At 41.9% G+C, this 12,993-nt stretch carries 9 protein-coding genes and 1 pseudogene; 2 read left to right on the top strand and 8 right to left on the bottom strand.

Features of this window, described 5'->3' with window-relative positions; translation table 11 throughout:
- Positions 1 to 304: 304 nt before the first annotated feature.
- A pseudogene (locus ACRWQN_RS03895) lies at positions 305 to 652 on the top strand (transposase); the annotation flags it as partial.
- A 40-nt stretch (positions 653 to 692) separates the two neighbouring features.
- Here ACRWQN_RS03895 and ACRWQN_RS03890 read toward each other — a convergent pair.
- The 5 genes from ACRWQN_RS03890 to uvrD form a co-directional block, all read right to left on the bottom strand.
- Complete coding sequence (locus ACRWQN_RS03890) at positions 693 to 1,268, bottom strand: hypothetical protein (protein WP_434928110.1); 576 nt, start codon at positions 1,266 to 1,268, stop codon at positions 693 to 695.
- A gap of 108 nt (positions 1,269 to 1,376) precedes the next feature.
- Positions 1,377 to 1,799: a hypothetical protein gene (locus tag ACRWQN_RS03885; RefSeq protein ID WP_434928109.1), complete on the bottom strand. Its 423-nt coding sequence runs from the start codon at positions 1,797 to 1,799 to the stop codon at positions 1,377 to 1,379.
- A 1,238-nt stretch (positions 1,800 to 3,037) separates the two neighbouring features.
- On the bottom strand, positions 3,038 to 4,057 hold the full coding sequence (locus ACRWQN_RS03880) for a hypothetical protein (RefSeq protein ID WP_434939839.1): 1,020 nt from the start codon (positions 4,055 to 4,057) through the stop codon (positions 3,038 to 3,040).
- Positions 4,058 to 4,262: 205 nt separating this feature from the next.
- The gene (gene ubiA / locus ACRWQN_RS03875) at positions 4,263 to 5,174 is read right to left on the bottom strand and encodes a 4-hydroxybenzoate octaprenyltransferase (protein ID WP_434939838.1); all 912 of its coding nucleotides are present in this window, start codon (positions 5,172 to 5,174) and stop codon (positions 4,263 to 4,265) included.
- Complete coding sequence (gene uvrD / locus ACRWQN_RS03870; RefSeq protein ID WP_434939837.1) at positions 5,135 to 7,318, bottom strand: DNA helicase II; 2,184 nt, start codon at positions 7,316 to 7,318, stop codon at positions 5,135 to 5,137. The genes ubiA and uvrD overlap by 40 nt, the downstream gene beginning before the upstream one ends.
- A 217-nt stretch (positions 7,319 to 7,535) precedes the next feature.
- Here uvrD and ACRWQN_RS03865 point away from each other — a divergent pair, with 217 nt between their 5' ends.
- Positions 7,536 to 8,408, top strand: a complete 873-nt coding sequence (locus tag ACRWQN_RS03865) for a LysR family transcriptional regulator (RefSeq protein ID WP_226411452.1) — start codon at positions 7,536 to 7,538, stop codon at positions 8,406 to 8,408.
- A 141-nt stretch (positions 8,409 to 8,549) separates the two neighbouring features.
- On the opposite strand, the gene ACRWQN_RS03860 is transcribed toward ACRWQN_RS03865, so the two are convergent.
- From ACRWQN_RS03860 to ACRWQN_RS03850, 3 genes are all read right to left on the bottom strand, one after another.
- Positions 8,550 to 9,149 carry a hypothetical protein gene (locus ACRWQN_RS03860; protein WP_434939836.1) on the bottom strand — a complete coding sequence of 200 codons (600 nt, stop codon included), beginning with the start codon at positions 9,147 to 9,149 and terminating at the stop codon, positions 8,550 to 8,552.
- A 52-nt stretch (positions 9,150 to 9,201) separates the two neighbouring features.
- Positions 9,202 to 11,478 carry an LruC domain-containing protein gene (locus tag ACRWQN_RS03855; protein WP_434939835.1) on the bottom strand — a complete coding sequence of 759 codons (2,277 nt, stop codon included), beginning with the start codon at positions 11,476 to 11,478 and terminating at the stop codon, positions 9,202 to 9,204.
- Positions 11,479 to 11,762: 284 nt separating this feature from the next.
- Positions 11,763 to 12,815, bottom strand: coding sequence for an NADH:flavin oxidoreductase (locus ACRWQN_RS03850; protein WP_434939834.1), 1,053 nt, complete (start codon positions 12,813 to 12,815; stop codon positions 11,763 to 11,765).
- Between the last annotated feature and the right edge of the window lie 178 nt (positions 12,816 to 12,993).

The raw sequence follows: 12,993 nt of genomic DNA, 5'->3' as shown, positions 1-12,993 counted from the left end.
AAAGCTTAAAGCGGTTGTCTGCTAAAACACGCCTAATGTTTAGGCAAAGCAACAAAATAGAATGCGCTTATCGTATTAACGGTAAGCGCATTTGTTGTATTTAATTTAGTCGTTTATCCTGAGCATACTAAATGCCTGTCCCACTCAATGTCTCAACAGCAATCACTCTGGTTAGTGTAACGAGTCCAATACTTCATGGGTACTTATTGCCTGCCACAGGGATGTTCAGGATGAACGGAATGTCGTGATCACATGGATGTAAAAGTTAGAAGGTGTCTTTTTATAAAAATTTACCCTGACCCGACTAAATCAAATTGCTGCTGCGTCCATCATCAGCAACCTACCAGAATTAGGTTATATCAATAACAAAGAAGCCAGCTCATTAGTTGGTGTTGCACCCATGAATAAAGAAAGTGGACGTTTCAAAGGGCATAGAAAGATCCAAGGGGGTCGGCATCAAGTGAGAACGGTTTTATACATGGCCATGATGTCAGCGATACAATCTAACCCTGTTTTTAAAGAGACTTATCAGCGGTTAGTTGCGGCAGGAAAACCAAAGAAAGTGGCTATTATTGCCTGTATTAGAAAGATGGTTGTGATCTTAAATTCGATGTTAAGAGATGGTGTTTTATGGGACGTGCCAAAAGCATAAAATTAACTATTGACGCCATAGTCTCTTGTTATAAATCAACTTACATCTGTTCTAATAGTTTTACAGCCATTCGGGTAATTCTGAATACACGATTTCCATGTGAACTGTAGTCGAGTATTAAAAGATCTAGATTAACTAATTGTGCCAAGTCATCTTCAATAAACCTTTGTTCTGTAATCTCAATGCTGCCTTGGGTATCCATGAAAATAAAACTAGGTAAACCATATCCTTTATTTTCAGTAAATGAACTTCCCCCTGTAGAGTTTAATTGACTGATAATTGAAATTGCTTGTTCAGAGAGCTCTACATTAGGTGCTAAGGCATTTGATATTTCTTTAAAACCACCAATTGATGACGATAAAACTAATAAAGTTTCATCCAAACTAGCAAGTTTTTTTAACACAACTTCATGATTTTGATTTAAGAGAGATTTAATTCCAAGCCCTAACAGGTGGTTGGATGTTATTTCTTCCATTAGGCTTTTATGTCTTTTGCTATCTAGCCAACTTACAAATTCCTGATATTCATTATCAGATGAAGCTTTTCTTTCTGATTTGAAGTTACTTAGCAAACCAACAATAGTCGCAAAAGTAGTTGCCGCTGTGAATGCTTCCACCAACCTCTCCTTGATTTATAACGCTCCAAGCTGGTGCTTTTGCGAGTGTTTTGGCCGCATGCGGCCAGCGAGTAAAAGTCACACAGACTTGGCTTGTTAGGAAAGCCATCAGCAAAATAATTTAGAGATTTGTTCATCTGTATTTCTCAATATTTCTTTCCAACTGCTCAAGCTGCTATAAGGGAAATCAAACTTAACAAATATCTCTTTTTTTAATAAATAAAATGTGCACTCACCAATTTCGTCAGAAAGTGTATAACAAGAACCTCGATAATCGTTGATTGAAATATCGGGGTTGTTATCAAAATAATGGTATACACCGACAGAGTCATCCAGAACAGATTTCAATTCCAAACCCGGCATATTTATTTTTTCAGTATTTTCTATCAAGAGAGCCAAATTCGCCATAAAGGCGGATCCTTGAAGCATATTTTCGGTATTTAGATGAACATAAACATTACCAGTAAAATTCTTAGCCGGCATTGACAGAGTCACTTCAGTGGCGTTTTCTTCATAAGATATAGCTGCCACCGAATGCTTTGAAGAAAGGCATAACTTCCTTTTGTTTGACAATTCGATAGACTTTGATGAATCACACGATGAAAGGATTGCAGTAAGGCATAGGATTAATACTAGTAACGTTCGATCCATCGACGCTGATCTCATTTGGGTTTCCTAACAGCTTATTGAAGGGCAAAAAAAATTAAAGTCTCCCTTTTAAGTGATTGATTAATATCATCCTACATTTACTATCTTCTTGATGTAAAGCTGTTTTATTTAACTCAACTGACAAATAAAAGCGAGGTTGCGCGTTAAAAGTGGACTCTATATTCAAAAGGAAATAAAAACACATTTATTTCAATGCATTAAAAAATAAACAAATTATTTATCGTACTACTTTAGTTTACTTATTAGCCAATTTAACTTAAAAAAACACTAAAAACCATTACAACTGTTTTTGTATACAGTACACACAACATAAAGGTGAGAAATATGGCTTACACAGGATACTTATCCGATATTTATAAGCCAGATACTAAATTAGTTGGGTCAGGGTAAACATTTTAGGGGAGTTAATAGGCACATGTTATTAAATGGTTTTTCTTCCCTAAATGGCGCACTCGATGATAGTGTTCGAGGTAACCCTACTTTGTCCTTAAGTTTTATACTTTAATCTACTTTATAGCTTTAATTCAATGTTTTAATACAAGCTATATTGGGTAGGTTAAGTCAATTCGTGACTTTAATCTAACCAATTGCATGCCGCAAGTTCTTATGCAGATGATATTTTCGCATCTTCGATTTAACTTCATTTGTAACAATTCTATAAGAAAAGCTGGGATGTCCGGTTTGAATTGAGGTCATCGAGACTCTTTATCCCGAGAACCCGTGAGCTTGGCATGGATGCCACGCTAGCTTTCGTTGGGCCAGGGACGGCCTATCGGAAGCGTTAGGATATTTTTTATATTAGGTGACAATGGCCGAAGCCGATTACAAATGAGGTTTAAAGCTGGATCGATCCCCATCGAAAACATGCGCTTTTCAGCATTTTTCGTCTGGGGCGCTGAGGGTTTCCAAAGGGGCGCAAGCGTTTTGCCCCTTTGGTCTGGTGTGGGCGAAGCGCCACGACTTCCCTCGGCCGTTTAGGCCGCAGAACAATAAGACCATCAGAAGCATTAGGTTATTTTATATTAGGCGACAATAGCCTTAGTCGGTTACAGATGAAGTTTAAAGCTGGATCGAACCCCATAGAAAACAGAGACGTTTGGTTAAGTCGCCATTCCTGCTCTGCTAGCTTCAATCGCCGCTATTACATCTTGTGGCTTATCAACACTCAAATGAATAATCCTCATCGGCTCGGGCAATTGCCCCATGCCTCCGTGGTAAATAACAGGCTTTACTAAGTTAAGGGTTAAATTAGTCTGCCCTCGCCCAATTGAGAGAACCTCAATATCATCTTTAGTTTCCGCCGTGGCTTCTTGATTGAGCATGCAGGAAATATCAGCCATATCTATCACCATAAAACCCCATAAGGAGTTATTGATAACCAGCTTATTACGCAGAATATATATCGAGTAGTAACGCGACACTCTATGGTTGGCCACTATCGACATCAAGGTATAACCAATGAAAGACGATACTATAATGGCCACTAATTGGCTCCACGACTGCAATAACACATAGCTAGTAATCAATGCCGCAAGACAAGCCAGCACCATGAATGCAACATGCCTCCTAGAAGCGCTAATAAGCTTGATATGAGCGATTGCGGGTTGTTGATGGCGTGAAAACCAGGGAATTGCATAAAGCCAGTTGGTCGCTTCGCTGGCAAGAATAAGCGCAAGGGTTAAACTTTTATCATCACCTTCTCGGTAGGTTTCAACAGCGCCGACTCTGGGGTCACCTTTGAGTTTTCTGACCTTAAACAGTCCGCGAATAACACTGAACATCAAATACAGTTGAATAACCAATAACACTGCAATGATAGGGTAGCGCACCCACATCACAAACTCGAAATAATGGCTTAACTCCGCTGGGTAACTCAATCTTGCGACTAAGCTGCTTAAGCTCAACACCATGATGATTTTCCACAGTTTTTGCTGGCCCACTTTGATGATGCAATACCAATACGCAATGGGTAGAAGGATAAAATAGACGCCAGAAATAGTGCCAAGCAACCATTTTTCATTGTCTGTACTCAAGGACTCGGGCGTAAAATTCACCCCCACCACGAAACACACCAATGCTAATAGCAGAAACAATAAACGAAACTTCACCAGTGAACGCATCAAACAATCCTTGTAGATTTATATACTTAGTTAGTATGGCAATAACAATCAGCATATAGACCAACAAATTATTAACAAATTTAATTTGTTAATAATTATGTTTGCTGAGTAATAAACAACAAAAAACCGCTAAATAGCGGTTTTGAGTGCATCAAGGTTAATGTTTAACAATTAAAAGACTCGCATTTAAAAACAGCTAACAGGATTAGATAAGGTAGTCGGCAGCTAACGTTAAAAATAATACCAAACCCGCCCAGTTATTATTTAAAAAAGCGGTGAAACAAGCTGTGCGTTCACGCCTATAAATCATCCATTGTTGATAACCACTGAAGCCGACAAAAGCGATAATCCCTAGCCCATATATAAGCCCACGTTCGGCTAATAAGCCCGCCATAATAAAACACCCAAGCGCGGCTAACTGAAACAAGCCAATCCAATGCCTATCATATCGACCAAATAAAATGGCGGTAGATTTAATACCGACTTTTACATCATCATCCCTGTCGACCATGGCATACATGGTGTCGTAAGCCACTGTCCAGCACCAATTGGCCATAAATAGCCACCATGCTTCAACAGGCACAGTACCTAACTGGGCCGCATAGGCCATTGGAATTGACCAGCTCCATACCACACCCAAAAACATTTGTGGCATATTCGTCACCCGTTTCATAAACGGATACATCACAGTTAAAATAATGCCGACAACCGAAAGCTGCACCACTAAGGTATTTAACAGCAGCACCAATGAAAATGCCACTAGGCCTAAAATAGCAAATAAGCTCAGCGCTTCTTTAACGCTGATTTCACCCGAAACCAATGGCCTATTTTGGGTTCGCTCAACGTGGGCATCTAATTTACGATCGGCAAAATCATTAATAATGCAGCCACAAGCACGCATTATAATCACCCCGACAATAAAGATAATCAGCACTTTAATGTCCGGCATTCCCTTTGCTGCCAGTAACAGCGCCATCAAGCACGGCCACAATAACAGTAAAGTCCCTATGGGTCGGTCAATGCGCATTAAGCGTGCATAGGCGTGCAGTTTTTGTTTCACATCAAGTTCCTTCTTGCTTAACAGGCTTCGAGTTTCGCTAGACTTACCAGTAACCATTTACTGCCAAAGTCGCGAAAGTTAACCTGTACTCGCGCTTTTTCACCTGTACCTTCAAAGCTTGTCACCACACCTTCAGAGAACTTAAAATGTTTCACTTTTTGGCCAACACTGAATCCGGTGGTATTCGCTGATGATTGGCTAAACCCAGTACTGACGCCTCTGGCGGGAAAACGCTGACTGATTGACGGCGAAACCTGGGCGCGTAGTCGAATTTGCTCAACGTATTGCTCAGGTATTTCATTAATAAAACGGGATGGACGGGCGTAGTCTTCGCGGCCATAAATGCGTCTGGATTCTGCATAACTGATATACAGCTTCTTCATAGCACGGGTCATACCCACATAGCAAAGACGACGTTCTTCATCTAAACGATCGCCTTCATCTAATGCCATTTTACTCGGGAAAAGCCCTTCTTCTACCCCAGACATAAACACCATTGGAAACTCTAGTCCTTTAGCGGAATGCAAAGTCATTAATTGCACCGCATCAGTAAAGGCATCAGCCTGACCTTCGCCAGCCTCTAACGCCGCATGGGATAAAAAGGCGTTTAACTCGCCCATATCTTCGAGCTCTTCTGGCATTTCAAAGCTTTTGGCTGCGGTAACTAGCTCATTTAAGTTTTCTATCCGCGCCTGGGCTTTTTCGCCCTTTTCTGCCTCGTACATGGTCCGTAAACCGGATTGATTAATGACAGTATCCGTCATGCGATACAACAACATATCAGCGGTATCTGTGCGCATATTAATCACTAAGTTCATAAAGCCACGCACGGCATTAGCGGCACGACCGGCCAGTACTTTTTCTTCCAATAGACGTAAACTCGCCTGCCACAGGGTTAATTGTTGTTGCCTTGCGGTAGAGCGCATAATTTCAAGGGTGCGATCGCCAATGCCACGTGTAGGCGTATTCACCACACGTTCAAAGGCCGCATCATCATCTTTGTTATTGATTAGGCGCATGTAACCCATAGCATCTTTAATTTCTTGACGATCAAAGAAGCGTAAGCCGCCATAAATTCGATAAGCGACACCACGATGTAATAAGGCTTCTTCAAGCACACGAGACTGGGCATTGGAGCGGTATAAAATCGCGCAGTCACTTAAGGTGCCGCCCTTTTCTTGCCAGTCATTAATGCGACCAACAATAAACTTAGCTTCATCCATTTCATTGAAAGCGCAATAAACTGAAATAGGCTCGCCATCTTTATCTTCGGTCCACAGTTTTTTGCCTAAACGATCGGGGTTATTGGCAATCAAATCGTTAGACGCTTTGAGGATATTGCCGGTCGAGCGGTAGTTTTGCTCTAGGCGAACCGTTTCTGCACCGGGGAAGTCTTTTAAGAAACGGTGTAAGTTTTCAATTTGAGCGCCGCGCCAGCCGTAAATAGATTGGTCGTCATCACCGACAATCATTACATTTGCGGTATTACCTGCCAGTACGCGGATCCACGCATATTGAATCGCGTTGGTATCTTGAAACTCATCGACTAAAATATGGCGAAACCTGTCCTGATAATGTGCCAAAATATGCGGTTTATTCAGCCATAACTCATGGGCACGCAATAGAATTTCCGCAAAATCGACTAGACCCGCGCGATCGCAGGACTCTTGATATATTTTGTAAATATTAAGCAGATTTTGTTCAATCGGAAAGCCACCAGCATCAATATGCTTAGGTCTTAACCCTTGATCTTTTTTGCCATTGATATAAGCCTGAGCTTGTCTTGGAGGATATTTTTTATCATCTAGGTTGAGGCTTTTTAAAATGCGCTTTAATAATCTGAGCTGATCGTCAGAATCAATAATCTGAAAGGTTTGCGGTAAATTAGCATCTTGAAAATGGGTGCGTAAAATTCGATGGGCTAAACCATGGAAGGTGCCTATCCACATGCGTCCCATATTGCTGCCAACTACTTTTTCAACACGCTCACGCATTTCTGCTGCGGCTTTATTGGTAAAAGTGACCGCCAGAATAGAATATGGACTTTGCTGTTCAACCTGCATTAACCAAGCAATACGGTGGGTTAACACCCGAGTTTTGCCGCTGCCCGCGCCGGCTAATACCAGCATGTTAGATAAAGGTGCGCCGACGGCTTCGCGTTGCTTGTCATTCAGGCCGTCTAATAATGATGATACGTCCATTTTTCCTCCCAGAAATCTGCGCGCATTATAGCGCCAAACAGATACCAGATGCGATGAAAGCCCATGGATTTATGTCCCAATATAATCTTTACTTCCTATAAAGGATTAAAAATGGCTAACTAATGTTCACTTATTGAGTCTTAAGTAGTCATAAATTGACAACAATAGACACTAAAACTACTATAATTGTTCATTTATCTAAGCGGGTTATATTAATTTGAACATCAATGATTTAGAGCTATTTATTTTGGTAGCTGAGCAAGGCAGTTTTGCTAAGGCTGCAGAATCATTGAATACCCGCCGTGCATTAGTCAGTCGCCGCATTGCTGAATTAGAAAAACAACTTGGCGCACCTTTATTCACCCGTACAACTCGGGTTATGACGCTCACATCTTCCGGAGAGTTATATTTAGAGCAAGTCGCCCCGCTACTTAAGCAACTTAAAAATGCCTCGTTTATTTTCAAAAATCGCTACAACGAAATACAAGGGCGCGTTCGCATCGGCTTATTGCCTTTTGTCGATAAGATGTTAGATAAAAAAATCGCTAGTTTTGTGCATGCTTATCCACAAGTGCAATTAGATATCATGGTGATTTCAGGCGGTTATAAAGATATACATAGATTAGATTTAGATATGGTTATTGATATCAATCAACAGCATGATAGCCAGTTTACGACTCAGTCATTACTCAGTTTTGAACGCAAGATTTATGCAAGCCCGAGTTACCTTGAGAAATCATCTGTGATAGAAACCGTTGATGATTTGCAGTATCAATCCTTACTTGGCTTTAGAAACACTAATGGCTTGGTTGAAGATAAATGGACGTTTCAACAAACCTCAATTACGGCTAACCACAAAGTAATTTGCACTGATTACAACTCTTTGTATAACCTGTGTTTAGGCGGTGCGGGGATTACGCTGTTACCGCAAACTATTGCTAACGAAGCGATAGCCAACCAACAATTAGTCAATGTGTTACCTGAATTGAGCGCAGGCTTTACTGACCTAAATTTAATTTACCCACATGATGCCCACTTATCTAATGCCGCAAAAGTATTTATAGAGCACCTTACCCGTCCACTAAAATAGTTGTTATAGCTCTAGCACTCAAAAAATGCGGTTTGCTGCAAGGTACTGAGTGCGTTTACGACACTTCACACCTTGCAACAACTGAATATTAAAATTTTATCTCTCTAATACTCATCCCATTTAGCCTAGACTCAACAACCCTTAATTAATAACAAGCTGCTGCTCTACTTCATTGACAGCATATTGCCAATGTAAATACTGTGGCTGATTACCGTCATAAAACCAGACAACTGCCATTAAGTCGCGTTGGTGGTTTGCAACCAATAACGATTCGCTCAGTTGGCCGTTATCAAGTGCGCCCCTTAATAAACACGATTCATAGTTCACGCTGATGGTTTGCCCCTGCTGCTCAAACTTATCGCACAAAGAAAAATAGCCTCTTTTTCCGCTGGCGATGTCGGCGTTTATCGATAACGTAAATGCGGCTTGCAAATCAAAATCTGGATCCACAATCAAGTCATCAAGTGATGTGGGATCCGGCACAGGCTCGACAACCGGCGGAGTTGGCGGTATCGGCGGTGTTATGGTGGTAGGTGGCGTCGTTGTTGGCGGTGTGGTTGCCGGAGGCGTCACTTGAACTGCAGGTGCACTGTCACCACCGCCGCCTCCCCCACAGGCCGTTAACTGTAACAGCAGAGTTAACGTTAATAGGCCAAATAACGGCTTACTTTCACGCTTACTGTTAAATAATTCTCTTACCTTTGAGCTTAAGGTTAATCTGGTTATGTTTGCATATTTCATATCGTTCACCTTCATTGTGTATTAGGCCAATCATTGCTGATAATTACGGGCATTAATCTTCAAAAATTAATGCTTCGATGGCGGTCAGATACCAATAGGGGTTAGTTGTACCACTTGCATCTGCTGCAAAATCAACAAACTCTTGATAGCTGCCATCTAAACGCTGTTTTTCAAGTGGATGCTGCCAGGTGTCTGGCACTTCTATGGCCCAGCTCATACCATTTTTATCCTGAAAATACTGTCCAGCCGCCGCATTTGAGGCGTCATCACGTTGACCTAAAAAGGCTTGATTGAATAAATCTGTTGGCGCATGGTTTTTAAGATGAATTTCTAATGCTCGACCAGGCTCTTTACCCCCATTAATGTTTTTAGCGGCTAATCCATGATCGGTATTAGGTGTAGCGAAGATAAACGGATCGTATGGAAACTCTGGCATTTGGTCTTCATCCACCGCATTCACAAACGGTACGGTCATTTGCCAGGTCGCACGATAACTTGTGCCGCAACCCGGCTCGGTTCTGAAATATTCACAACCGTTACCGCGGGTAGCATGCTGCCACAGGTCATCGGTAAATTTGAGTACAGCGTTAGTTTGCCCCGTTTCAAGTGGAGATTGGGGTTGTTTTACCCCCTGTAATGTCCAATCAATGGCTGACTCCTGCACGTTACTGCGCGCAATACCGGGAAGTTGAACCGCAAAACCATTGTGGTACCAGGCCCCCATGGCAACCAACTGGGCATTAAATCCCACGCGACGCACTTGGTTGTTTTTTACAAACTGGGTAATACGTAATTGCATCACCACATCATTCATATCAAAGTCACCTTGATCAGGATATAAATCTTCATACGCCAATGTGGTAAAACCTGATGATGATGGGTAATAGGTCATAGTGATGCCGGTTTCAGTCACAGTAATAGGGTAATCTTCTACTTCACCGTCACTGACACCGCCTGTCGGTAAAATATCTGCAACAGAACTTAATCTAAATCTTGACCAGGTTTCGCCCGGCTTTGCCCAGTTAGGCACATTGATTAATAAGGTTTGCACGCCTGCAGGCATAGCTTTGGCACTAATGATGCGGTCTTCTTGATCAAATTTTCCATCTTGGGCCCAATCAATCCACCCATTTAAAAATCCGCCTTGCCCTGAGGTAGTGACTAATAAAATCGCTTCTTCACCAATCTCAAATCCCGTGGGCATACTGACACCATCTTCATCATCAATACCATCGCTGCTATCATCAGATAAAGGAGCTGGCGAACCATCTGCTTCATTATCATTCAATATCCCTAATGTTAATGACTCGATAATCCCGTGACGGGCGCCGTTATCTGCCATTAAGGTTCCATAACTTGCTGGGGCATCTCCAAAATCGACCGCATCACCCACTGGCACTTCAGCCAAAGCACAGCGCGCACCATCATTAGAGGTTGAAGACGGTCCATATGAGAACAATTCAGCTTGAGGCGAACTCTGCTCTACATTTAATTTGTACACATTACCTGTGCCATTATTGCTTAAGTATAAATTGCCTTGTGGGTCAAAAAATTGAGCGCCAAAAGTGAAATTTGTACTGCCAGTGATCACTAGCCCTAAATTTTCAGAGCCACCGGTAGTGGGGTCAATTTTAATTAATTGCCCCTCTTTACCATTGGTTACCGCATATAAAAAACCATTGGTTGGATGAAAGGCAAAATCAGTAATGTTAAAGCTCGCCTGTGAATTGCTGCCAGGGACTAACGTCATGGGATGGTTTTGGTCATCTAAATCGACCCGAAATAAACCCACATTTTTGCGATAACCGTACCAGGCGTTTTCTGCTAACGCCACGTCACCGACGAAGAAGTTACCCGCTGCGGCTGCGGCAGATGGCGCATCTTTGGCTAATGCTAAGGGAATAACTTGGTAATCATTCCCGACTTGACCGAGGGTTTGATGCTCGTAATCCCAGCCATATAAATAATTGTCATTGAAGCTGAAACCTGTGCCATTGAGTGCACCATTAATACCCATATTATCCGACAGAGTGATATAACTACCTGTGCCCAAATCAACTCCGTAGGCGATGGGTTTAGAGGCAGGAGTTTGAATGATAAATGCTTCGTGGGGACAAGCTTGAAAAGGTTCACTTGCCTGCGCAGATTGGGCCAATGCTAACGTTAAAGCCCCTAGGGTAAATAATCCGGATAAGGGATGACGGGTTAACTGAGTTAATGTGACTAATTTCATATTGGTGATCTCATCTTTCACTGAACGTAACAAACGTAATGCACATAAGATGCCAACATTCAAAGCATTGAAATATATAAAATTATATTTAATCATTATCGATTTATCATTTTGCAAAATGCGAATAAATTGCAAAAATAGACTTAATCCTCCCAATCGAAATGGTATGGGAATAGGTAATATCACCCTAAGGGTAATAGCTTGACACTGCCCGTTATCAGAGGCGCGAGAAGTCATTGGGGAGTATTATGAAGAGCATTATTGTGAGTGGAATGTGGGCTAATAACCGGCAAAAATTTTCGATCAGATACAGAAAATAGGCTCACAGATATGCGAGCCTGTTTTTATTCATAAGATTAAAGAGGTTATGCTAAACATCATCACACAACCACTTCGCTTGCTTCGCGCATTACGCTATGGGCAAATTCCTGCGGCCCTTTGAGTATCGCTCGGCCAACCGCCGCTAAATCAAGCCACTGGTTTTCAATCGCCATATCAATATACTCAGCGGTTTCTATACCACCCACACCAATAATGCACGCCTGTAATCCCGCTTGTTTCAAGTAAGCGGCTTCTTCAACCAAGAAACCTTCACCGCGACGCTCTTTCGGTCGATTCCAGCCACCAATACCAGATGAAACATCTAATATCACCACGCCAGCATCAATGAAATATTCACAGGATTCGACAATTTGATTCTGGGTAAGCCCTTGTGGATAAAGGTCTTGCCCTGGCACTCTGACCATAATTGATAACTGGGTATGCTGCTTAATTTGTTCGATAATCTCAACGATTAACCGTGCGCGATTAAACTGAGAACCACCATATTGATCATCGCGTTGATTGGTCAGTGGTGATAAAAACTGGTTCAGGCCATAGCCATGGGCGCAATGTAGCTCAACAAAATCAAAGCCCGCCAATTCCACCCTTTTGGCGGCATCGACAAATTGCTTTTTCAATACAGCGATGTCGTTTAGCGTCATCATTTTAGGGGTAGGTAAAATACGATCATAGGCTGGAACCGTTATCCCTGATGGCCCCATTAAATCAGGGCACACATCAAACTGCGCTTTACCGCCGCAATGGGTTAATTGTAGGCCAGCTTTGGCGTCTGTTTGATGAATAGCCTTAGCAATAGCTTTAATTCCATCAATACAATCATCATCATGTACGCCCAACTGATTAGGCTCACTGCGACCTGAAAACGCTACAAAGCTATATTCAACCATCACTAATGCCGCTTGAGATTGTGCTAGATTGGCATAATGGCGCAGTGTTTTATCTGTTACCTTGCCATCAAGGGTTGAAGTTTGCGAGGCCATAGGCGCCACCACTAAGCGGTTCTTCAATATATGGTGAGCTATCGGTAAAGCAGAAAAGCGGTTCATATTTAGAATTTCGTTTTGATTGATTTTTGGTATTGTATCTAGCAAGGGGGGATCTTTCGAGGTGAATTTGACCTCTGTGGGGAGTGTGGCGAGTAAGCGCTTTTTGTAATGGTTTAAATAAACGGATGTATGAGTGTGAATAAATTATTTAACCCTCTAATAAACCGCAGTAAAATATTCATCCCCCTAGCTTGAGCCAAGCACAATTGGTGAATAGAGTGAC

It is taken from the genome of Shewanella sp. HL-SH8 (assembly GCF_051165765.1).
GTDB classification, from domain to species: domain Bacteria; phylum Pseudomonadota; class Gammaproteobacteria; order Enterobacterales; family Shewanellaceae; genus Shewanella; species Shewanella glacialimarina.
Note: the sequence above shows the minus strand (reverse complement) of the source record. Positions and strands in the feature narration are given on the sequence as shown.